A 23110-nucleotide genomic window follows, 5' to 3' on the forward strand; every position below is an offset into this window, starting at 1 on the left:
CTCATGTCGCTCGGATAGGTCTTTTGGCGCATCCGCATAGTCTGCACTGATCAGGAAAGATCGTGAACAGGTTCTAAGACCTCAGCAGCACACAAACCGCTCCAACGATTCCCCACTCCCGATTCCCGATTCCCAGCGGCGCGCCAGCCAACCATCAGCACCCCACCAACCCGACGCGCCGCTCACACATATCGCGGAATCGGCCCCAGCTGCGGCGTCTGATCCGGCAGTTCCACTTCCACTTCGTCCACATAGCACCAGCCCCAGCCTTCAGGTGGGTCGTAGCCTTCGATGATGGTATGGCCGGTGGCGTGGTAGTGCGCGGTGGCATGGCGATGCGGGGAGTCGTCGCAGCAGCCCACGTGGCCGCAGATGCGGCACAGGCGCAGATGCACCCAGGCGCTATCGATGGCAAGACACTCTTCGCAGCCACGCGCACTCGGCGTGACATCTTCAATCTGCGTGGTGTGGGTGCACTGGTGGCTCATGCGGTGGTCGACTCCTGGTTGGCGCTGGCAAGTTCGGAGGCCGGCACCGGGTTGGCCTGATGGGCGAGATATTGATGGATCTGTGCGACCACAGCGGCACCCTCGCCCACCGCAGCCGCCACGCGCTTGACCGAGCCGGCACGCACATCGCCGATGGCGAACACGCCGGGGCGATTGGTTTCCAGCGGCAGACACGCCGGCACGCCGTCGCCACGCGCAGTACCGGTAATGACGAAGCCACGCGCGTCGGTGTCCACGCATTGCTGCACCCACGCGGTATTGGGATCGGCGCCGACAAACAAAAATAGGTGCCGCAACTCCACGCGCGTGGTTGCGCCGTCGCCGCGCGTACGCAGCACGGCAGCCTGCAGGCCGCGATCGTGGTCGCCTTCCAGCGCGGTCACTTCGGTGCCGGTATGCAGGTGCACGTTGGGCAACGCGGCAATGCGCTCGATCAGGTATTGCGACATCGAGGCTTCCAGCCCCGTGCCGCGAATGATCAGGTGCAGCTCCTTGACGCGCGGCGCCAAAAACGCCACCGCCTGTCCTGCAGAATTGCCACCGCCCACCAGCGCCACCACGCCGCCCTCGCACAGGCGCGCTTCCACCGGCGAGGCCCAATACGACACGCCGTGTCCCTCGAAGCGATCCAGCCCTTCGATCTGCGGGCGTCGATAGCGCGCGCCCGAGGCGATCACCACGGTGCTGGCCAGCAGCTGCTTGCCGTCGGCCAGATCCAGACGCAGCGCGCCATCGTCGCGACTGCACTCCAGCGTTGCCGCTTCGATCGGGATGGCCAACTCCGCACCGAATTTCAGTGCCTGGTTGTAAGCGCGGCCGGCCAGCGCCTGCCCGGAAATCCCGGTCGGAAAGCCCAGATAATTTTCGATGCGTGCCGATGCGCCGGCCTGCCCGCCGATGGCGCGCTGGTCCATCACCAGCACCGACAAGCCTTCGGACGCGGCGTAGACCGCCGTCGCCAGACCCGCAGGGCCGGCGCCCACAATCGCCACGTCGTAGCGCTTGTCAGGGTCGATATCCGGCGTCATGCCCAGGCAATGCGCGGCTTCGGCATCGCTGGGCTGGCGCAGCACGCGGCCGCTTGGGCAGACCATCACCGGCAGATCGTGCTCCTGGATGCCCAGCCGCTCGACCAGGGCGCGGCCCTCGGCATCGGACACATCCATCACCGTGTTGGGATAGCCGTTACGGGTCAAGAACCCCTGTAACCGGGTCAGGTGCGGATCGTCCGGCGCGCCGATCAAGACCGACCCCGACGCATCGCCTTCGATCAGGCCCACGCGGCGCAGGATCAACGCACGCATCACCACCTCGCCCACTTCGGCCGAACTGATCATCAGCGCGCGCAGATGCGCGGTGTCGAAGGGCAGCGCCAGGCAGCCTTCGGTCCCCGCACGTCCAGCCGCCAGCGATGCGCGACCGGCCAGTTGACTCACCTCACCGGTGAACTGGCCGGGCGTGTGCCGGGTGATCGGCTTTTCGTTGCCCAGCCCGTCGCGGCGCACCACCTCGATGGCGCCTTCCAGCACCACCCACACCGGTGCGTGCGCGTCGCCGACCTCGAACACGATCTCGCCGGCGTCGAACCGCTGCGCCGGCCCGCTGGCAAAGCGCCGCGTGATCGCCAACTGGCCCGCGTCCAGCTCGGGAAACATCTGATGGTGACGGGTATCGTCCAGAGGCATGGATCGGCAGCATTTGAGGGGGGATTGCATGCAAGCATGGCCAGTGGTGACGGCAATGGCAATCACCCGAAATGGGCAATGTCAGGCATGCCAGACGATACGCAGTGGCAAGCGCACGCGAGCGGAGGCAGCTGCCAGGGACGCGCGTGCAGGTCGCTGTAAAACCACCCGCGCTCAGCCAAGCAACACCGGCCAATCGACTGCCCGCATGTGCATCAGCGCTGCGCCGGCTGCCAATGCGGGCCGTGCTGCCCTGCCGCCATGCGCTCGGCCGGACGCACACGGAACACCACGCTCATCCGCTCGCCCACGACCCGGCTGGTCTTGGGAATGCCATGCGTGTGCGTGAGCTGCGAGGCATGGCTCATCGCCAACAGGCTGCCCGACGCCAGCTCCACACCGATGGTGCGGCTGCGGCCATCGTTCGCACGCAGATGCATGCGCCTTGCAGCCCCCAGCGACAGCAGCGCGATGGGATGCGGCGCAAGCAGCGTGTGTAGCGCGTCGTGATGCATCGCCACGCTGTCGCGCCCATCGCGATACAGATTCAACCCCACCGCGTTGTACGGGGCGGGCAACACCGCCTGCACCGTCTCCATCAGGCGCTGTAACGGCAGGCCGGGCGGCAAGGCCGCGTCCAACCGGTAAGAGGCCAGCAAGCGCGGCACCGCCACCACGCGGTCGTACATCTCACGCCGCTGGCTGTGCCAGTCGGCGCGCTCGCGCAGTGCCGCGAAGCACTCCAGCGCCAGTGCAGGCGTCAGCAGCTGCGGCCAATAGCGCACGCCGCCTTCGGCATCGTCCAGCACCTGCAAGGGCGCGACGGGGGTGTCGAACAAATCCATCTGCGTCATATGCGGGCGAATGCCGTGGATTTCAGCTGCGCGCTGTCGTTACGCAGTGCGCCCACCCGACCAGTTCAGTTTCATGCTGCGGGACGCAAATACCCTGCGTGTCGTTCACGCCATGGACTGCGCGTGGGTGTCTGGAAGCTCTAGCGTCATTCTGTGTATTGCAGCTCTCCTACCGAAGCCGTGGTTTGCGGTGTGTCCAGCTGAGTTGACCAAGTTGCTGCCAAACCAGTTGCCGTTACCAAGCAAGTGGCGCACATGGTGTATGCAGAACGCAGCGAGCCGGTGCTGCATACAGCTACCGCGTACAGCGGCGCAGCTGGCGTACGTATCGTAAAAGTCCTTCACGTACATATCGGTGGCAAGCACGCCGGGCAGATCAAGGCACAAGCCGGCAGCACGCAACATTTCATCGCGCACATCGATTGACGATGGCGGTGCGCGGTGTGCGACGTCGTTGAATATCAGATGCTGATTGACGCAGACGCACACGTTGAACCATCGCAACGCGTAGTCGTCTACGAGGGAGCCGCATGCCGCGCGTCCACTTCGCACGATATGGCCGCTGCACCGCTGCTTGCGTGCTCGCTTAACGGCGCATCGCCATCCCATAAGCACCTAGCGACCCCAACAACAATCACTCCATCGTACACAGCGCGACGCCTGTGGCAGGCAACGTCGCTGTGCTACGGTCCGGCGCTGCATCCGCCGGAGACGTTTCGCATGCCGCACCGATCGATCGCATCCTCGCCTCTGCGTTGGCTGGTGCTGCTTGCCAGCCTTGCTGTCACTGCCGGCAACGCAGCGCCACGCGCGGCCGAGTCTGCCTTCAACGCGGTGGACCCGTTCATCGGCACCGGCGGCGAAGGACACACCTATCCCGGTGCCACGGTGCCGTTCGGCATGGTGCAGTTGAGCCCGGATACGCAGATCAAACCGCGCAAGGAGGCCTACGGCTGGGCTGCGGGGTATCGGCATAGCGACAGCACCATCGTCGGGTTCTCGCACACGCATTTTTCCGGCTCCGGGCATTCGGATCTGGGCGACATCCTGCTGATGCCGCAAGTTGGCGAGGTCAAGCTGGAGCGCGGCGATGCCAGCAAACCCGGCAGCGGCTACACCGCGCAGTTCGATCACGCCAGCGAGCAGGCGCAGCCTGGCTATTACGCAGTGACGCTGAAAGACCGTGCTATCCGTGCCGAACTCACCGCCAGCGCACGCGTGGGCGTGCATCGCTACACCTTCCCCAAGGGCAGGCCGGCGCATGTACTGGTGGATCTGCGCACCAGCCTGTACGACTACCCAGGCAAGGTGCAGTGGTCGCGGTTGCGCGTGCGCAGCGATGGCACCGTCACCGGCTTTCGCGAAACACGCGGCTGGGCGCCGGGCCGGCAGCTGTATTTCGCCATGCGTTTTTCGCGCCCACTCACCGCCACCCAGCTGCACGACACCGAGCAGGACATCCCATACAAGGGCTTCCCGCCGCCGGGCGACAAGCACCCCGCGCAACGCGCGCAGATCGAAGGCCGGCAACTGGTCGGCGTATTCGATGTCGCCAACGACGGCACACCGCTGGTGGTCACCGTGGCGCTGTCGCCGGTCAGCGAAGACGGCGCCATCGCCAATCTGCAGGCCGAAGTGCCGGACTTCGATTTCAACCGCGTCCGCGCCGATGCGCGCGCGCAATGGACCCAGGCGCTGTCGGCGATCGATGCGCAAGGCACTCCGCAACAGCGCACCCAGCTCTACACCGCGCTGTATCACACCCTGCTCGGGCCCACGCTTTTCATGGACAGCGATGGCCGCTACCGCGGGCCGGACAACGCCGTGCATCAAGCCAACGGCTGGACCAACTATTCCACCTTCTCGCTGTGGGACACCTATCGCGCACTGCACCCGTTACTGACCCTGGTGCAGCCAGCGCAACGCACAAGCGACGTGGTCAATTCCCTGCTCGCGTCGCGCCGCGAAAGTGCCTATGGCATCCTTCCCGTTTGGGCATTCCACGGCCTGGAAACCTGGTGCATGATCGGTTACCACGCGGTGCCGGTGATTGCCGATGCCTACATGAAAGGCATCGGCGGCTTCGATGCCAACGAAGCACTCGACGCCATGGTTGCCAGTGCCAACTACGGCCCCTACGACGGCATCGCGCAATACCGCGAGCTTGGTTACGTGCCCATCGACGAAGAAGGCGAAGCTGCATCCAAGACACTGGAATACGCCTTCGACGACTGGACCATCGCGCGCATGGCCGGTGCGCTCGGCAAGCGGGAGATTGCCGCCGAATTCACCAAACGCGCCAGCAACTGGAAGCATGCCTTCGACCCGGCCACCGGCTACCTGCGGGCCCGCACCCGCGCTGGTAATTTCCGCGAACCGTTCGATCCCTCGGCCAGCGGTTACGGCAGCGACTACACCGAAGGCAATGCGTGGCAATACTCGTGGTACGTGCCGCAGGATGTCGCCGGGCTCGCCGCCGCGCATGGCGGCGAAAACAAGCTACTTGCGCGGCTGGACGCGGTGTTCGACGCTAAAGTCGACCCCAAGGTGTTCGAGCACATGGAAGACATCACTGGCTTGATCGGCTGGTACGCACACGGCAACGAACCCAGCCACCACGTCGCCTATCTGTACGCCTACGCCGGCCAGCCGTGGCGCACGCAGGCGCGCCTCACCCAAATCATGGACAGCCAATACCACGCCGGCCCCGAAGGCCTGGCCGGCAACGACGACCTCGGCCAGATGTCGGCCTGGTACGTGTTCACCACCCTGGGGTTTTATCCGGTCGCGCCGGGCAGCAACCAATACATCATCGGCCGCCCGTTCCTGCCGCGCGCCACGCTCAACCTACCCAACGGCAAGCATTTCAGCGTCATCGCAGATGGCGTGAGCAAGGCGCGCCCGTATATCGGCAGCGTCTCGCTCAACGGCACGCCTTTGACTCGCGCCTACCTGACCCATCAGGAGATTCAGGCCGGCGGCGAACTGCGCGTGCGCATGCAGGCAACACCGAACACACAATGGGCCACCGACCCGGCGCAGCGGCCGTATTCGATGTCGGCACCGGCGTCGGCTCAGTAATAGATGCCCATCCGCAACCCGCAGGCATCGCGCTCCACCACCGCTGGCAGACTGCCCGCGGTTCCTGCGGCAATGCGCTGCGCGCTCCAGTGGGCCGCCAGGGCATCGAGCACATCGTCTGGCTGGGCACATGCGCGCGGCACGCGCTCCAGCAGCGACGCAACGCGCTCCGCACCGTAGTGATCGCCTAACAAGGTGCGCCGTTGTCGGTGCCCTTCGCTGCTTTTCTTGGGTGCCGCCAGGCCTTGCCCGCCGGCAAGCGCTGCGAACGAGACTTCCGGATGCACCTCGAATACGTGCTCCGCCCATGCGGGGTCTGCACGCAACGCGCTGTCCCAGTCGCGAATCTTGGGCAGCAACGCAAACGACTGCACACCAAAGCCGCGTTGCTTCTCATGATCCAGCACGCGATGCAACGCCGATGCTTCTGCTTGTGTTTCAGCCTGCAAGATGCCGCGCAACGGCGCCGCAAAGATGCTGCACGCACGGCGCCCACCCACAAAGCGGCGCGCTTGCACCTCTGCCGCTCGTGAGGCGTGATCACTCAATCCCAGCGGAATATCGACACCCAGCACGTCCACCCCGTGCAACGCCACCGTCAGCTCGGCCACCGTTGCGTAATACGCAAATGCCAGCGCTTCGCCAGCCTCCCAAACCGCAACCCAGCCGCTGCGTGCACCGTCCACGCCTACACAATGGTGTCGTTTCACGTACCGGTTCTCGCTAAAGAAATGCATCGGTTGACTGCCATGTGATGCAATAGCGCCTGTCCTGCGTTACACGTTCACATGGCGCACAACATTTGAGCAGCGTCGATCCACCCGTGGTGACCCACTGCCGGCTTCGATCACACCAAAGCCTCCCCTTCTCCCGCCGGGAGACGATGCCCGAAGGGCGGATGAGGGTACGCAAGCTCCACCAACACTCCGAGCACCATCCACACTTACCGCGTCATCACCACCGTCTGGATCGCATGCGCCGGAATCTCCAATTCACTCGACGCCTCACCCACATACAGGTTGTAACGGATCGCCACGTCGCTGGCATTCATCACCACCGTCGCCAGTGAGCCATCGCGGTTGGCAAATGCAGTCGTCATCAGATTGCTGCGGCTACTGGCCGCACTCACCCGCCGCGCACCCGGCCGGATGAACTTGGAAAAGTGGCCGATATACCAATAGCTCGGCGTGTAAGTCACCTCACCCGTGCGCGTGTCGGCGTGCACCGGGGCAAAGCAGTAATTGCTCACATGATTGGGCCCACCGTTCTGGTCGAGCAGGATGTTCCAGTCGGTCCAACCCACCGCGCCATGATTGAGGTCGTTGATGATGGCGGTGCCATAGCGCTCGCCATTGGGCCAGTACTGCAACTTGGCCGGATCGAACTTTTCCACCGCCGCTTCGGTGAGCAGCAGATGCTTGTCCGGGTACGCCTGCGCCACTGCTGCCACGTTCTCCACCATCGGCTCGAATCCAGCCCAGGTTTCGTACCAATGAAAGCCCATGCCCCACGCGTATTTGGCCGCGTCGGGGTCGTCGAAGATCACGTGCGCGCGGTGCACCATCATGTCGCGGTTGTGGTCCCACACGATGATCTTGCGGTCGCCATAGCCGGCGCTGGCCATGGTCGGGCCAAGATGGTTCTTCAGGAAGTCGCGCTCTTCCTCGGCCGAAAACAGCATCGACTCCCAGGTCTGCACCGCCATCGGCTCGTTCTGCAGGCTGATGCCCCAGATCGGAATGCCGGCCTTTTCATAGGCCGCGATAAACCGCGTGTAGTAGCTGGCCCAGGCCTGCGCATACTCCGGCAACAGCTTGCCGCCCTTAAGCATGTTGTTGCTGTCTTTCATGAAGGCCGGCGCGCTCCACGGGCTGGCAAATGTGGTGAGGGTTCCGCCGGCCGCAGCGATGGCCTGGCGCAGCATCGGAATGCGGTATTTCGCATCGTGCTTGACTGAAAAACTCTTCAGCGCTGCATCGCCTTCCTTGATGTAGGTGTAGCTGCCGCTACTGAAATCCGAGCTATGGATGGTGGTGCGCGCCAATGTATAGCCGATGCCCTTTTGTGGGTCGTAGTACGCGATGAGCAGCGCGCGTTGCGCAGGCTTGGGTAGCTTGGCAAAGGTCTCCGCACTGGAATCGGTAATCGCCCCACCGATGCCCAGCAGCTCCTGAAACTGGCGCTGCGGATTGACGAAGATGGAGTTCTCTTTTTCGGTCAGCGCATGCCCTGCCCTGGGCGCATCGGCGGTGCTGATACGCATCTGCTGCGGTGCGCCTTGGGCGGACGTGTAGACGCGTAACGTGCCGGCGGGTGCTGCTGGCGGAGTAGCAGCATCTACAACGGCAGCTTCTAGCGTATTCGCCGCGGGACTAGAGGCAGATGATGCCGTTGATGCCGGCATCGAAATCGGCGTTGTTGTTGTTGCTGCGGACGCTGCAGATGCCAACACTGTTTCAGTCGCAGCGCTCCAAACGCCAAGCGCTCCCATCACCGACCACGCAATCGCTCGCTTCACCGTGCACCCTCCCAGGTTGGTCGCACAGCCTAACCGACCCACGCGCCACAAAATGCCCCGACAAACGAACACAAGCGCGGATTGCTTCTCCCCGTTGAACAAGTGCACGGAGAGCGCATGAAGGCATGTCTGCTGAGCTTAGAGCCAGGCCAATCAATCAACGCCGCAGTCTCACCCTTCTCCCATCGGGAGAAGGTGGCCCGAAGGGCCGGATGAGGGTACGTCTGCACGGATTGATGCCCGTTCCATGAATCAACGCAACAACACAAATGCCAACCAGGACATCAAGTCCATTACTCCCAGCACCCTTACTCATGCCCCGGCCCCATCTTGCGGCGCGAGCGCTCCAAAACACGTACGCCAGTCGTGTACAAGCTGTCTTTCGCCCGGAGCGGTGAAGGACGCAAGTCATCTGCAAGTCCACTACAGAGCAGACCGTGCCAACCGATCCAGAATCCCAGGCACTTCCACCCCAAGCTCCCGCGCCAGAAACCCCACCGGCCCGATTCTCTTGGCCAACTGCCTGCCCGCGGCCGCATGCACCAACACGCCCCATAACGCAGCGGTCAACGCGTCGCAGCCGCGCGCGGCAAACCCGGCAATCAATCCCGCCAGGACATCCCCAGACCCGGAGGTGCCCAACCCGGACGCACCGCCGCGATGCACCCACAGCACACCATCCGGGCCGGCAATAACACTGTCCGCGCCCTTGACGATCACCACGCTGCGCATCGTCTTCGCAAATGTCAACGCGTAGTCGCCAGGCGCCGCTTCCACCGCCGCCTTGTCGTCGCCGGCCAGCGTGGCCATCTCGCCGGCATGCGGGGTCAGCACGAACGGGCGGCCCACTGGCGCACGCAAGCGTGGCGACAACGCGCCCGCATCCAGCACCAGCGTGCACACCGCCTGCGCAATCGCACGTTTGACCAACGCCGCAGTGGTGTTGGTCGACGCCATGCCCGGCCCGATCACCGCCGCATCGCAAGACGCAATGGCCGCATCGAGCGCACGGTGCCCGCGCACGATCTCGCCTTGCGCGTTCTGCCCCAACCCGAGCACCAAGGCTTCCGGCACCGCCAACGCCACCCCCGGTGCAACGCTTGCGGCCGTGGCGATCTGCAGCTTGCCCGCACCCGCCCGCAATGCCGCCTCGCCAGCCAATAACGCGGCGCCCGGCACACGCATCGATCCACCCACAATCAGCACGCGCCCACGCTGCTCTTTGTCGCCACCGGGCGATGGCAGCGGCATCGCGCGCAATGCCGCTGCGGTGAGCGTCCGCACGCGTGCCGCAGCCATGTCAGCGCGCTCCTGCCGGCTGATCGGACTCGGTGGTCACCGGCTCCTGCGCCAGCTCGGGCGACACAAACTTGGTGCGCACCAGCTCCAGCGACTGCCCATCGGCTGCGGCCACGTACTCGGTCACCCCGCAATTGGGCACATCGCCCTCGCGGTCGATGCCCAGAATGGTGGCCTCGTCCATCCGCTCGATCAGATAGCGGAAGCAATTGACGATCACCTGATGCCCCACGATCAACACGCGCGCACCCACGTGATTACGCTGCAAATCGCCCACGATGCTGCGCAGGCGAAAGATCACATCGCACCAGCTTTCACCACCGGGCGGGCGGAAGTAGAACTTGCCCAACAAGTTACGTTGCTCAAACAACGCAGGAAACGCATCTCGAATACCGGAGGTGGTGTAGCGGTCGAGCACGCCGAATTCCTTTTCGCGCAGCCGCTCGTCCAAGCTCACTGCACCGGCGGGTTGGCCCAACGCCCGCGCCACCGCTGCGGCGGTCTGCCTTGCACGCACATAGGTCGAACTCAGGATCAAAGTCGGCCTTTCGTGCTCGGGTAGGCCCGCCATCCAGGCACCCAGGGCCTCCGCCTGGCGCTCACCCAGCGGCGAAAGCGGAATATCCGCATCGCGATGCTCCAGCTCGATCAGCGCCGCTCCCTTGGCCTCAGCCACATCGCGCGCCACATTGCCTGCGCTCTGCCCATGCCGCACCACCCACAACCGTGCCGGCCACTGTGCCGACACCCCTGCAACCGCACTGTTCTCACTCACATGCATCTCCTGCAACGAGCTCCACATGTCGCACAGCGGCCGTGAAAAAACGGTCGACCAGCGCAACTGCACGAACTGCAACGCAGCGCACGCAGCACCCATGACCAATGGCCTACAGCCCAGCGAACGCAACGGATGGCTAACGCAACGCCGCTATACTGCAGCCCCCCGCCTGCCTGCTCCCCATGTCCAACGTTCTGCTGCTACGCACGGCGAAAGAGCGCGAAGAACTGCTGCTGGAAGAGGTGCTCGACGCCACCGAACAGTGCATCGACGAGATCGGCCTCAATGCCACCAGCTTCGAACTGATTGCCGAACGCGCCAAGGTCTCCTGCGGCAGCCTGCTGCAACGCTTCGAAGACAAAGACGCATTGGTGCGCGCACTGCTGGAGCGCAACTACATGCGTGCCATCCGCCAGATGTGGCTGGTGGACCGCCCGGCCAACGTGCACGTGGTGGATTTCATCGCCGGCCTGCTCGAAGAATGGCTGCTGCAGGAAATCAACATCAAGCGCACCCGCATCGACCTGGAGCTGCACCTGGCCACCCTGCGCGACCCGGTGCTGGCCGCCTTCATGCGCCGCCAGAGCGCATCGCTGATCGAACACCTCAGCGCCCTGCTCAAGCGCCTGCTCCGCGGCCACGCCGACCCGGCCAGCAGCGAACAGGAGTTCCAGGCCCGCGTCTTCGCCGTCGCCGCCATGTGCGGCGGCCTGCACAGCGTGATGACCAGCGGCATGGAACTCAACCGCATGCATTTGCAGCTGATTTTGCGCGAGAGTCTGTCGGGGATTTTGAAGTCTGCGCCGGTGTAGCAACCACCAACTGGCCAGCGTGGCCGACCGCACGGCGCCAGTGACTTGGCACCCGAAGCCGATCGGATAAGATCACGCCTCATACCAAGGAGGGATGCCATGCGCGATATGGCCGTCAAAAAGGGAGTTGTATGCTTGGCGCTATTCGCAGCGCTTGCTATCTGCAGTTGGTCAGTTACTGCGACAAGCACGGTTGTCACATTCAGGACACCGGACAACCATTACGAAGTGGAGCTTTACGTTGGCGGCGGTTCCGAAGAAAGTGGCGGCATCGCTGGCGCAATGATCAGCTGGCCCGGCTATGAGCACATGGGCCTGCCCTTCAATGGGGTGAAGTACCACATGGATAAGGCCTTGACCCGCGCCGGCGCCAAGTACGTCAATTCCGGTGACTCGAAGGTTCCTCCATCTTTCACTCTTGAGATTGAAGGGAACAAGGGCCGCCTCATCGTGGGCAAGCGCGTCATACCAGGAACCGCATCATGGATTGTCGGTCCCTATGCTCCTGAGAGCACGTGGGAACCACGGCACAAGCGCAAGAACGGACAATGAAGCGCCCTTTACGCAGCGCATGGCTCGCCCCCTTTCTCCTATTGATGCTACTCACGGGCGCGCCAGCCCTCGCCACCGGGGACATCGTGGCATTCGAGGTGAACCATGGTCCGTATAGCTTCCTCGTCTACAGCGGAGGCGGCGAGGACGGCATTGGCGGCCTGGTGGTTTACTGGCCCAATATCGCTGCGCGTAGCCTGCCGCCGGGAAGTACCAAGTGGCGCTTCAAGCCCGAATCAAGCGAATTACGTGTGACATTCACCAATCCCGGCCGCAAGGATCTGCCACCCTCTTTCATTCTGAATATCGTGGGCAAGCGCGGCACGCTCACTTACGGCAAGCGTGTCCTGCCTGGCAATGTGACCTGGATGTCCGGACCGATGAGAGACTACTGACGCAATGTTTTTGGTGACTTGAAGGCTGCTTCCACAGTCCACGCGCGTTCTACTGCCCCTACAGCGTCAACCTCGGCTACGACGTCATCAGCAGCTAGGAACCGAGCGTCAGGAACACCTGCCACTAGGGCGAGTTCAACGGCATCAACGTATACGTGGACACCATCAGCCTGGGCGGCAGATTCTGCTTCCAGGCGACTAGACATCGATAAAAAATCAAACGGCAGGTTGCGCAATCAGCCTGCCGTCTTTGTCTGCCAGCCATCACACCTAGCACTCCACCGCCGCAGGCCATTGCACCTCGTCCAGCACCTGTGTCACCTGCGTCGCCAGTAGCTCCAGACAGACCGCCAACTCGTCCATACAAATGGCCGGCTGTCTCTCCTGCTCTTCGGCCTGCGTGCGTGGCTGCGCCAGGCGCGCCAAGAAGCGCATATGGTCACGCAATTGCTGCAAGCGGTATTGCGCGCCTTCTGGCAAGTAGTAGCCCGGGTGTGACTGCGCATCTCGTAAAACGTCCGACATGGCCTGCTCCTCATTCCATGGAATCAGCCTGCCCGCCGCAATGCGACGGACGGGAAGTCGGGAGGCTCGAAACCGCGTATAGCCGGCGGGCGTATTCCCCTTGCGGGTGTTGTATTAGCCGCCCTCCCGACGCAGGCATCGCATCGGTTGCGCCCCTAAACAAGCAGGCACAAAAAACCCACCGGTTTGTCGGAGGTGGGTACCGCTATACGTGGAGTTTCGAGGCTCCGTGAGGAGATCGTGCTACTGGCAAGGCTTGGCGTCAAGGCTAGCCGGGAATCGCGTCAGTGAACTTACCTGCGAGCCGACCAGAGCGCGTGTCATCCACCAGCTCGGCGGCACCGCCACAAGACCAGCCAAATCGCGCAATTGGCGCAACCAATCAGATCTTTCAAATCCCTTCTACGTCCATCCCGTGCTCGGCAAGCCATGCCTTGCGCTGCGCATAGTCCGGCATCGCACGCTCCAACCGTAGCCAGAATGCCGGGGTGTGATGCGCCTCATGCAGATGCGCCATCTCATGCACCAGCACATACTCAGCGATGCGAGCCGGCAGAAGGATGGTCTTCCAATGGAAGTACAACCAGTCGCCCTTGCCACACGAACCCCAGCGGTAGCCCAGGTCCTGGACCTTTACGCCCGCCGGTGCGACTTCCATCCGGGCCGCATGCTCCACCATGCGCGTGGAGAGCCAGGCTTTGGCACGTACCCCATACCATCGGATGAAATGCTCCCTGGCCTCGGGCAAGGCCTGCGACGCCAGGCAGAAACGCCCGGCGGCCAGTTTCAGCGGCACGGTCTGATCGGACATCACCTTCAGCCGGTAGCTCCGCCCTAGATAAAGAAAGCCCTCGCCGCCCACGAACTCCTTACGCGGGGCATGGCGTTGCAGACGATCCTTCTCCGCCAACCGGGTGTAGATCCAGAAGCGCTTTTCCTGCACAAAGGCACGCAACCTGGACTCTGCCACGTCCGGCGGTGCAGACAACACCAACGCGCCATCACGCTCGACGGTAATCTCCATCGTCCGGCGGCGCGCACTGTGTCGCACCGTGAACAGCAGATCGTCCACCTGCAGACTGGAGGCTGTCATGGCTGCTCGCATGGCATCACACCTGCATCAACCGCTCGTGGCTGGCACGCGCCTGTTCCATCAGCTTGTCGGTGAGCAGCCCCGTCGCAGCTTCGTCCATCAGCGGGGGACGCAGCCGCATCAGACGGTCGAACAGCAAACCATTGAGCTGTTCCTGTGCCGCGCGCTTGTGCAAGCTCCAGATATTGCGGTTGCTCTGCAGCTCCTGCACCAACAGCTCGACCAGCTCCACGGTCACGTCCATCAACCGGAGCAGTTCCGTCGGGGGCGGCTCGCGCCCAGCACAGACCACGTCCATCACCGTGCGAAGAAACGGCGCGCAGTGCTCCGGCACACCGGCTGGCGCATCGGCAACACCGGCGCTGCCCTTGCGCACATCGTCCACCAGTGCCTGCAGCTGAGCAACCAGCTCGCTCCATTGCTCACCCAACGCCCGCAAGATCTCGTTCAATCGCTCGGAAAGCTTGCGGTACAGCACCGGGTCCTCGTCGGCGTACTTGCGGATATGCGAGCGCACCGCGTGTTCCATTTCCGAAGCCTTGGCGCGGTCATTCGCGGCCCGGCTCACATGTGCATCGAACTGGGCATCTGTCAGCTGGATCGGCGCAATCTTCGGATCGATGCCCAGAGAGGTCACATGGTCATCAATCAGCTTGCGCACCTTGGCGCCCACGTCCTTCCCAAGCACCGGCGTGTCCTTGTAGCGATTACGGGCGCGCGCATGGATATAAGCCAGGCGCTTGGCATCGGCAGAGAACGGTAGGCCTTCCGGACGTGGCAACACCGTGTCCAGCGATCCAAGAAAGGCTTTGAGCTTGACCACGAACTCCGCTCTGAGCTTCTCGTTACCTAGTGCATCCACACAGGCCTCGGTGTCGGCTAGTGATGCGATGCCCCGTTCGCGGAATAGCTCAACCACCCGCCCATGCCGGTCGCGTAGCACCGGCACCTCGTCCTTCAAGCTTGCCAATGCGCCAACCACATCTTCGTCGGCGTAGGCAGCCAGCGCTTCCTTCAGGTGCTGGGCCACACCGTAATAGTCCACCACGATGCCGCGGCGCTTGCCAAAGCCGGTGCGATTGACGCGCGCAATGGCCTGCAGCAACTCGGCCTCGCGAATCGGCCGGTCCAGGTACATCACACCGGCGATCGGCGCATCGAATCCCGTCAGCAGCATCGACTTGACCACCAGGAACGCCAGCGGATCCGCCTTGGTCATATCCGGATGCAGCAGCGGCTTCTTGAAGCGTTTGATCAGGGACTCGTGGCCTGCATTGTCGGTCCAATGCTTCCAGGCGGGATCGTCGTTGTTGCTGCCGGAGATGATCGGCGCAAACTCGATACGCGCCAGCACCTCACGATAGCGCCAGGCCTGCACCACTGCCCGCACCTTCGGCAGCCGCAGGCACAGGGCCTCATCATCCATCGTCTTGTCCTGCGGGCTCAGCGCATCCGCCTCCTGCAGCAGCTCGTCGCGTGCAGCTTTCAAGGCGACGAAATAGCGAGTGGCAGCCAGCCGGCTGTAGGCCACCACCTGGGCCTTGTAGCCATTGGGCAGGATGTTGGCGACGTAATGGCGCAGGATGTCGCGCGCCTTGTCGGCAATCAGCGCCGGCGCATCGAAGATATGACCCTTGGTGGCATACTTTTGCTTGATCGCTTCCAGCTCTTCCGGTGTGTGCTGGCGGAACAGATCCTCGAACAGTTCGTCCAGGTCCGCGCCATCTTTGATAGCGCCGTTGGCAGTACGTCCTTCGTAGAGCACCGGCACCGTCGCTCCATCGGCCTCGGCCTCCTTGATGGTGTAGCGGTCGATGAACTCACCGAAGATCTCGTGTGTGCGCTTCTTCTCGCCCATGATGATCGGCGTGCCGGTAAAGCCGATGCGCGCGCAGTTGGGCAATCCGGCCAGCAGGTTGGCATGCAAGTCGCCGGCCTGGGTACGATGTGCTTCGTCCACCAGCACCAGGATGGCGTCGTCATCATTGAGCACCTCGAAGTGCTCCGCAGCCGCTTCGGCCTTGCCATACAGCGCCCGCGCCTCCTTGACCGCGTGTCCAGCAGCCGGCAGATCCTCTGCTTTCAGCGGCGCATCGTTGGCGGTGTCGCCATCGCGATACTTCTGGATGGTGACGAATACCAACCCCGGCCCCTTGCGCCGCGCCAGGGCTTTCAGATCTGACGTGCTGTTGGCCACCTCCACCGTCTCGCCGGTGAGCGTGGCGGTCACGGACAGCTGGCCTTGCAGGTCCTTACGGTCGGTGACCACCACCACCTTGAAGCGTCGCAGCGCCGGCTCGGCGCGCATCTTGCGCACCAAAAACACCATGGTCAGCGACTTTCCCGAGCCCTGGGTATGCCAGATGATGCCGCCACGCTGATCGCTTTCGCCATGCTGCAACCGGGTCTGGCCGCGCTTGAGCTTTGCGATCGCATGGTTCACCGCACGGTATTGCTGATAGCGACACACCGATTTGATGGTCTGCCCGCCCACCTGCATGAACAGCAGGAAATGCTTCACCACATCCAGCAGGTTCGCTGGCGCCAGCAGGCCGGCAATCAAGCGCTCCTGGGCGTTGAGCGTCTGCTTGCCGAAGCGTTGCGCCGCCTCCGCCTCCGATCCTGCGCCGTCCGGCCCCACTACCGTCTTCCACTGCGCGAAGTGCTCGAAGCCCGCGCCGATGCTTCCCACCCGCGCCTCATCCACGCAGCTGGCCACCAGCAACTGGTTGGTGGCAAACAGCGTCTCGTTGCCCTCGTTCTCGTCCACTTCCAGCGCGGCTTTGCGCTGGTTGCTGTAGCGGCGCAATTGGTCCACGGCCTCGCTCAGCGGCTCGGGGACGGACGGACTCTTGCACTCCACCACCACCAGCGGGAGGCCATTCACCAGCAACACCAGGTCCGGCACGATGAAGGCCTTGGCGCTGTTGAAGCCGGGCGGGCAGTCCACGCGGTACTGGCTGACCACGGTGAAACGGTTGTTGGCCTGTGTGTCCCAGTCGATATAGCGGATCGTCTGCCCGCGCCCACCATCCCAGCCGGCCAGCCCGTCAACCGTCAGGCCCTTGATCAGCAGCTCGGTGGCCTGCTGGTTGGCCTCCATCAACCTGTGCGCGCCCAGGCGCGTGATCGCAACCACTGCGTCAGTGAGGCGGGCGTCGTCCAGCCAGGGCTTGCCGTCCGGCCCCGGATTCAGCGCCAGCAGGTACTCGCGCAACAGGGCTTCCTGAACGACCTCGGCGAAGCCGCTCCGTCCAGTGACGGCGGGGTCGTCCAGGCTGCCGGCCAGATGCGTCCAGCCCACCGCCTGCAGCTGCGCCACGAAAGGCTTCTCAACGTCTTCCAACTCCCAACCCATCAACGTCTCCCTGGCTGGATGCAGGCATCCATGAACATCCCAATATTTCCCAAAAACTCCCAAAAACTCCTAAAGAGCCCCAAAGCTTCCCAAAGCGCCCAGTTCGCCTGCCGACCACCGGTCAGTCGTCAGGTTCGATGGTGTAGTAAGCCGAACGGCGTGTCCCATGCTGGGACAGCCGCCCTTGCCCCCTTAGCTGCCCCAACAGGGCTTTGGCCTGATCGGCGCCCAACCGGCACAACTCCATCACCTCGGCACGGCGGATCTGCCCGTGCTGCTGCACGTAGTTCAGCACCAACTGCGCGTTCTGCAGGCTGGTGAAGCCGGCTTGCCGGGTATAGGCGGCCTTCTCGCCCTGGCGCTGATACACGGCGGCCGACAGCGTGTAGCTACGCCCACGGGTCTGGCCGTGCGCCTCGATCAGGCCCGCCTCGGTCAGCGCCTCCAGCGTGCGCTTGGCGCTGGCCGGGTCGCGCTGGATGCGCGCGGCCAACTCGTCGGCGGTCACACGCTTGAGCTCGCGCAACGCGGCCAGCGCGATCAGGCTGTCGATCGGCAGTTCGCCATTGCTGCGCCGCTCCTGCTCCACCACCATCCGGCCGAAGTCGAGATCCGCCGCACCGGTATCCAGCCGCACCACCACACTGTGGCTATCCGTGCGGGAATAGTCCGGGGCTGGCCGGCCGAAGCGCAGCAGGCCGCGATAAATCGTGTCGACACCGCGCCCAGAGCGCTCCACCACACCGATACGCTTCATCGCATCGGCCAATGCCCGGTTGCGTGGACGCGGCTCGGTGGTCAGCAGGTTGTCCAGCGTCACCCCGTCGACCAGGCCGCCAGGGTTGCTGACCACCAGCGCATCGTTCTCCAGCCGCACATGCACCGCGCCCAGGCGGTGGTAATCGCGGTGGATCAGCGCATTGGCCACCGCCTCGCGGTAGGCGCCCATATCGACCTTGGGAACCGGCACGCGAAACAGGCCCACCTGCAGTTCTTACTCCGGGTTATAAGGGCGGAAGTTGGTCTCCAGCCAATCGATGGCCTGCAGCAGCGGCACGCGGCGGAACTCGTTGAAGCGCACCGCCTGTTCGGACAGCACCTGAAACGCAAACTCATGTGTGGCCACATGCTGGCGCAGCGCCTCGACGCGCCCGATTACCAGCAGACCGCACAACGTCGGCACGCGGCGGCCGTCGGGCTGGCGCGTCGTGAAGCCCAGCGCGCCGTCCAGCGCCTCGTCGTCCAGCTCAAGCAGCACGCGGTCGCCGCCATACTGTTGAACGGCCTGGCGTAGACGCTCACGCTCCAGCGGATCGAAATCCGACAGTTGCGCGCCGGCCACCGGCTGCGCCGAGGCATCGGCCAGGCCAAGCTGGCCGAGGCGGCTGTCGCGTTCATGCGGCAGCATCGGCACACATTCGGGAGTGCCATCGTGTTTCAGCCGGCGGCGCAGATAGACGCCACCTGCGGTGGCCACCACCGTGGCGGCCTTGGGCACCACGATCCGCGCCACGGGCACACCATCGATCTCGACCGCCTCCACCTGCACCGCGATGGCCGGCGAGGTGCGCGCAGCGATCAGGCCGGGCAAGCCGACCAACTGACGGTGATCGGCATGCAGACCGGTCGCGGTGCCATCGTCTTCCACGCCCAGCCACAGCTCGCCACCGTCCGCGTTGGCCAGACACACCACGGCCTCGGCCAGCTCGGTGTCGGACAGCTTCCTGCGGTCGCTCTTGAACTCGACCGTCAGCGATTCGGCGGGTGGCAGGGTGTGGGTCATGCGGTGGCGGCACCCAGCAGCGGGGTGACACGGACGCGGCCGGTGAGGAGGTCGTCCATGAGGGCATGCTTCAAAGATTTCCGTTTCTGAAGGATCTTCATCTCACCCTCCAGGCGGCCCACCAACTCGTTCAATCGCTCCATTGACGCAGCCTGCTCAATGATCGACGGGATAGGCACAATAATGCTTCGAATTTGACTCTGCGAAATATTCCTTTGACCACTACTACCATTCATCATCCCATTAATCTGAGAGCGAGTTCCGGCATGCATCATTATTCTCACCAAGTAATCCGACCTGACAAATTTTTCGTTTGGGACAAGCCTGAGAATCTTGTCTGACAGCATCAGCTTCGTTGGCGTATCGCGAACAAGGACGGTTTTCGCAACTAAATCAGCCACTCCATTCGCACGCGCAAGTAGAACATCTCCGACACGGACCTCAATCGATAAAATCGGTCTCAGATTAGGCGGCAGCCTCTTTGATTGACGCGCATCATAGGCCCCGCCAGACACAGCGCTCACCTTCAGGACGCCCCATTCACCCTCACTCGGCGGCTCCTCGGGACAGCTCGGACTCCAGCCTGCATCGATCCCAGCCAAGATGCTGCCAGCCGAATCAACAACCCACTCAGTTGGGATCCACCCTAGTGGTGACAACCTATAAAGGTGTGGGGCTTCGGACTGCGGCGGGCGCAGTTCGCCGTTGGCGTCGATGCCGCGCGTCAGCAGGTCGTGCAGCAGGCCCTGCTTGACGGCCTTGAGCTTGGTGATCAGCGCTTCGGTTTCGTGAATGGCGGTGTCGAGAGTGTCGAGGATCTCCGCGATCTTCGCCTGCTCCGACACGAGTTCGGGAATCTCAACCTGTGAAGCGAGGTACTCCTGGAACTTGAGATTGATGATGCCTGTTGTCTGCTGCTGAAGAGCCAGGATTGGTGGCTGTTTGTAGAACCAGAAAAGTTTCTGCAGAAGAAAACGCGGATCGACCTGATCGCGTGATGGACGGAGTGTCTTGAAGAAATTCGAGCAGGTCGCAGGACTACCATGCGCTTCGCTGTCGAAATAGGCGACCCGACCAACGGGCTTCCCCGGTCCTCCACCCGAGCCTTCAAGCAAAATGTCACCCGTCTTGAGCATCTTAGACGTCAGTTTCCCAATTGGAAGGCGCCTTGCAGCGCCAGCGCCAACGATCCGACCTTCATCGTCGATATCGGTCGCACGGTAGACCACCGTATTTCCGGGAACCGGATCGGCTCCCCACTCTCCTGCAAAGGATGCGGCAAGGCACTCTGCGATAGTGGTTCTTTTCCAACGTTCAGACATATCCCAATCCCTTCAAGAACCCTCCCAGCGCCCGCGCCGCCTCATCGCGCTTGCCTTCGATATCCGCCAGCGTCACCCGGTACTTGTCCCACCAGGTCTCGAACGCGGCCACGACATCCTTTCGCTGCGCAGCGACGTAGCGCTCGACGATGGCGCGCATGTCGTCGTGCAGGATGGTCAGCAGCAGCGCTGCGGCTACCGCGTCATCCAACGCATCGACCTTACGGTCGAGCTCATTGGTAAAGCTGTCCTTCTGGGCCTTGAGCTGCTTCTTCACCGCAGCCAGGTCTTTCTTCCATGCCTTGAGCTGAGCCTCATCGACGGTATCTTCGTTCTCGTCCGCATCGGCCGGTTCGGCATCGCCATCCTCGCCATCAGCCTCTTTCGATGCCTTGGGGTCGGCCGCCTTGATCTGACTGTCCAGCTCGGCCTTCTTCGCGTCCAGTTCGGCGATGGCCTCGACGAACTCGGCCAACAGGAAACGCACCAGCTTGTGGTCCAGCGGGTTGTCCTTGCTGGCCTTGTCCTCCAGTGCGGTGACGATGCTGGTGCGCCAGGCGTCGATCACGCCGCGGGCGCCACGCGCCATCAGGGTCTGAAACTCATAGCGGGTCTGCACCCAGAAGCCGGCGATGATGCCGCGCACCTGGAACGGATCGAGCAGGCCAACGGCTTCCAGCGCCTCGCTGAAACTGGCCAGCAACTCGTGGCGTAGCGCGACCAGCGCGGCAGCATCGTTTTTCCGTCCGGCCAGCGCAGTGATGCGGGTGCGATGCGCTTGCCACCATGCCTCGAACGTGTCGCGCAGCGCGGCCTCCTTCGCCTGCAGGCCGGGATTGCCTTCGACGGCAGGCTTGAGCTCGGCGCGGGCGGTCAGCGTCGGCGCGAAATCGAGATACGCCGCGTCACGCGCAACGAACAGGTCCTGCGGGTCCAGGCCATGCGCGGCGAACAGCGCGGCCTTGGCCTGCACCTCGGTCTTCGGCACGCCCCCGACCAGATGCGCGCGCACGTCGTGCGGTTCCGGCGCTGGAGCGTTGTCGGCATACCGGCGAATGTTGAGGTTGCAGCCGTTCTCCAGCAGCGTGGAGTTATCGACGATGGCAGAAAAGCCGTCGATGGCGCGGAATTCGTCGAACGTGGTGACGATCTTCTCGATGTGCTCAGGCAGCAGGTAGTTCTGTGCGCGCCCCTCGAAATACTCTCGGTCGGCATTGATGAAGAGCACCTTGCCCTGGCGCTGTGCCGGCTTGCCGCTGACGCGGTTGCCACCGTGCTGCACCTGTTGACGCAATACCAGGACGCAGGCCGGGATGCCGGTGCCGTAGAACAGGTTGGGCGCGACGCCGATTACCGCTTCCAGCAGGTCATCGGCAATCAACCCAGCGCGGATGCGCGCCTCGTCGCCGCCGCGGAACAGCACGCCATGCGGCATGACCGTGGCGATCATGCCGCCATCGCGGGTCACGGCCACCATGTGCTGCAGGAACATCAGGTCGGCCTTCTTCGCGCCCAGCGGCACCTGGCCGTAGCGGAAGCGTTCGGGGAATTTCGGTGCCCAGGCCGGCGTACCATCGGTGTTCTTGTCGGCGGTGCCCCAGTTGATCGAGAACGGCGGGTTGGTCAGCACACGGTCGAAGCGCTGCAACTCGCCACCGGCAACATGCTGCGGCTCACCCAGCGTGTCCTCGTTGCGCAGGTCGGCGGTGCTGATGCCATGCAGCAGCATGTTCATTTGGGAGATCGACCAGACCGTGCCGTTGAACTCCTGCCCAAATAGGTTGGCCTTGCGGCCGTCGCCGCCATGTTCGTCGATGTAGTCCTTGGACAGGATCAACATACCGCCCGACCCGCTGCAGGGATCATAGATGTCGTGATGCTGCTCGGGCTTGAGCAGCTGCACCATCATCCGTACCACCGAGCGCGGCGTATAGAACTCGCCGCCCTTCTTGCCGGCAGAATCGGCGAATTCGCCAATCAGGTATTCGTAAGCCGCACCCAGCAGGTCGGGGAACTCGAAATCCTCGTTGCGCAGGCGATGCAGAGCGAAGTGGGTGATCAGCTGGCGCAGTTTGATGTCGGGGAGCTTGCTCTGTCCGACTTTGCGGGTGAAGTCGATGTGCTCCAGCACGCCGTCAAGGCTGTTATTGGTGTCTTCGATCCCGGACAGCGCCTTGTTCAGCGCGTCACCCACATTCTGGTGGGCATCGTTGACCAACGTCTGGTAGCGCGAAATCCGCGGAACCCAAAACGCACCTTCGACCTTGTACCAGCGCGGATTTTCGGCAGAAGCGTTGGCTTGCGCCTCGCTTTCACCGGCGCGCTTGCGCTCGGTGATGACCTTCTCGCGGCGCTGCTCAAACACGTCAGAGCAACGCTTGAGGAACAACATCCCGAAGATGTATTCCTTGAATTCGGACGCATCCATCTTGCCGCGCAGGATGTCGGCAGCCTTGAACAGATGGCGTTCCAGTTGGGGGAGGGTCAATGGCATGAATCAAACGTCTCTTTAGTAATGCTTAAATTCGAGTGAAAGATCGGCATCA

The 23110-nt window shown here is 63.2% G+C and carries 18 protein-coding genes; 4 read left to right on the plus strand and 14 right to left on the minus strand.

From position 1 onward, the window contains the following. Window positions 1-182: 182 nt before the first annotated feature. The 3 genes from VC212_RS07115 to VC212_RS07125 form a co-directional block, all read right to left on the minus strand. Window positions 183-488 (minus strand): UBP-type zinc finger domain-containing protein, encoded by a 306-nt coding sequence (locus VC212_RS07115; protein WP_323515301.1) that lies wholly within the window; start codon window positions 486-488, stop codon window positions 183-185. After that, the gene (locus VC212_RS07120; protein WP_323515303.1) at window positions 485-2194 is read right to left on the minus strand and encodes an FAD-dependent oxidoreductase; all 1710 of its coding nucleotides are present in this window, start codon (window positions 2192-2194) and stop codon (window positions 485-487) included. The genes VC212_RS07115 and VC212_RS07120 overlap by 4 nt, the downstream gene beginning before the upstream one ends. A 215-nt stretch (window positions 2195-2409) precedes the next feature. Further along, on the minus strand, window positions 2410-3039 hold the full coding sequence (locus VC212_RS07125; RefSeq protein ID WP_323515372.1) for an alpha-ketoglutarate-dependent dioxygenase AlkB: 630 nt from the start codon (window positions 3037-3039) through the stop codon (window positions 2410-2412). Between the two features lie 729 nt (window positions 3040-3768). Here VC212_RS07125 and VC212_RS07130 point away from each other — a divergent pair. After that, on the plus strand, window positions 3769-6129 hold the full coding sequence (locus VC212_RS07130; RefSeq protein WP_323515305.1) for a GH92 family glycosyl hydrolase: 2361 nt from the start codon (window positions 3769-3771) through the stop codon (window positions 6127-6129). On the opposite strand, the gene VC212_RS07135 is transcribed toward VC212_RS07130, so the two are convergent. The 4 genes from VC212_RS07135 to VC212_RS07150 all read right to left on the minus strand — a co-directional run bounded on the left by VC212_RS07135 (window position 6123) and on the right by VC212_RS07150 (window position 10727). Further along, entirely contained in the window at window positions 6123-6839 is a 717-nt protein-coding gene (locus VC212_RS07135) for a DUF429 domain-containing protein (protein WP_323515306.1), read from the minus strand. The two genes, VC212_RS07130 and VC212_RS07135, sit on opposite strands and share 7 nt — an antisense overlap. Before the next feature lie 233 nt (window positions 6840-7072). Beyond that, window positions 7073-8392, minus strand: a complete 1320-nt coding sequence (locus tag VC212_RS07140; RefSeq protein WP_323515307.1) for a glycoside hydrolase family 30 protein — start codon at window positions 8390-8392, stop codon at window positions 7073-7075. A gap of 678 nt (window positions 8393-9070) precedes the next feature. After that, window positions 9071-9946 (minus strand): NAD(P)H-hydrate dehydratase, encoded by an 876-nt coding sequence (locus VC212_RS07145; protein WP_323515308.1) that lies wholly within the window; start codon window positions 9944-9946, stop codon window positions 9071-9073. 1 nt (window position 9947) lies between these two features. Then, the gene (locus VC212_RS07150; RefSeq protein WP_323515373.1) at window positions 9948-10727 is read right to left on the minus strand and encodes a histidine phosphatase family protein; all 780 of its coding nucleotides are present in this window, start codon (window positions 10725-10727) and stop codon (window positions 9948-9950) included. Window positions 10728-10906: 179 nt separating this feature from the next. Between VC212_RS07150 and VC212_RS07155 the strand changes: the two genes are divergently transcribed. From VC212_RS07155 to VC212_RS07165, 3 genes are all read left to right on the plus strand, one after another. Beyond that, window positions 10907-11536 (plus strand): TetR/AcrR family transcriptional regulator, encoded by a 630-nt coding sequence (locus tag VC212_RS07155; RefSeq protein ID WP_055845724.1) that lies wholly within the window; start codon window positions 10907-10909, stop codon window positions 11534-11536. Window positions 11537-11635: 99 nt separating this feature from the next. Beyond that, window positions 11636-12088, plus strand: a complete 453-nt coding sequence (locus VC212_RS07160) for a hypothetical protein (RefSeq protein WP_323515310.1) — start codon at window positions 11636-11638, stop codon at window positions 12086-12088. Further along, entirely contained in the window at window positions 12085-12483 is a 399-nt protein-coding gene (locus VC212_RS07165; RefSeq protein WP_323515311.1) for a hypothetical protein, read from the plus strand. The genes VC212_RS07160 and VC212_RS07165 overlap by 4 nt, the downstream gene beginning before the upstream one ends. A 270-nt stretch (window positions 12484-12753) precedes the next feature. On the opposite strand, the gene VC212_RS07170 is transcribed toward VC212_RS07165, so the two are convergent. The 7 genes from VC212_RS07170 to VC212_RS07200 form a co-directional block, all read right to left on the minus strand. Next, window positions 12754-13008: a hypothetical protein gene (locus VC212_RS07170; RefSeq protein ID WP_323515313.1), complete on the minus strand. Its 255-nt coding sequence runs from the start codon at window positions 13006-13008 to the stop codon at window positions 12754-12756. 391 nt (window positions 13009-13399) lie between these two features. Then, window positions 13400-14101 (minus strand): SprT family zinc-dependent metalloprotease, encoded by a 702-nt coding sequence (locus VC212_RS07175; RefSeq protein WP_323515314.1) that lies wholly within the window; start codon window positions 14099-14101, stop codon window positions 13400-13402. A 16-nt stretch (window positions 14102-14117) separates the two neighbouring features. Next, complete coding sequence (locus VC212_RS07180; RefSeq protein WP_323515316.1) at window positions 14118-17459, minus strand: type I restriction endonuclease subunit R; 3342 nt, start codon at window positions 17457-17459, stop codon at window positions 14118-14120. Between the two features lie 121 nt (window positions 17460-17580). Continuing rightward, window positions 17581-18444, minus strand: coding sequence for a crosslink repair DNA glycosylase YcaQ family protein (locus VC212_RS07185; protein WP_323515317.1), 864 nt, complete (start codon window positions 18442-18444; stop codon window positions 17581-17583). Window positions 18445-18453: 9 nt separating this feature from the next. Further along, a complete protein-coding gene (locus VC212_RS07190; RefSeq protein ID WP_323515318.1) occupies window positions 18454-19242 on the minus strand; it encodes an ATP-binding protein in 789 nt (262 codons plus the stop codon). Continuing rightward, window positions 19239-20564: a restriction endonuclease subunit S gene (locus tag VC212_RS07195; protein WP_323515319.1), complete on the minus strand. Its 1326-nt coding sequence runs from the start codon at window positions 20562-20564 to the stop codon at window positions 19239-19241. Before VC212_RS07195 ends, VC212_RS07190 begins: the two co-directional genes overlap by 4 nt. Then, window positions 20557-23058 (minus strand): class I SAM-dependent DNA methyltransferase, encoded by a 2502-nt coding sequence (locus VC212_RS07200; protein ID WP_323515320.1) that lies wholly within the window; start codon window positions 23056-23058, stop codon window positions 20557-20559. Before VC212_RS07200 ends, VC212_RS07195 begins: the two co-directional genes overlap by 8 nt. Between the last annotated feature and the right edge of the window lie 52 nt (window positions 23059-23110).

The sequence above is a fragment of the Xanthomonas sp. WHRI 8932A genome (genome assembly GCF_035012785.1).
Taxonomy (GTDB): Bacteria; Pseudomonadota; Gammaproteobacteria; order Xanthomonadales; family Xanthomonadaceae; genus Xanthomonas.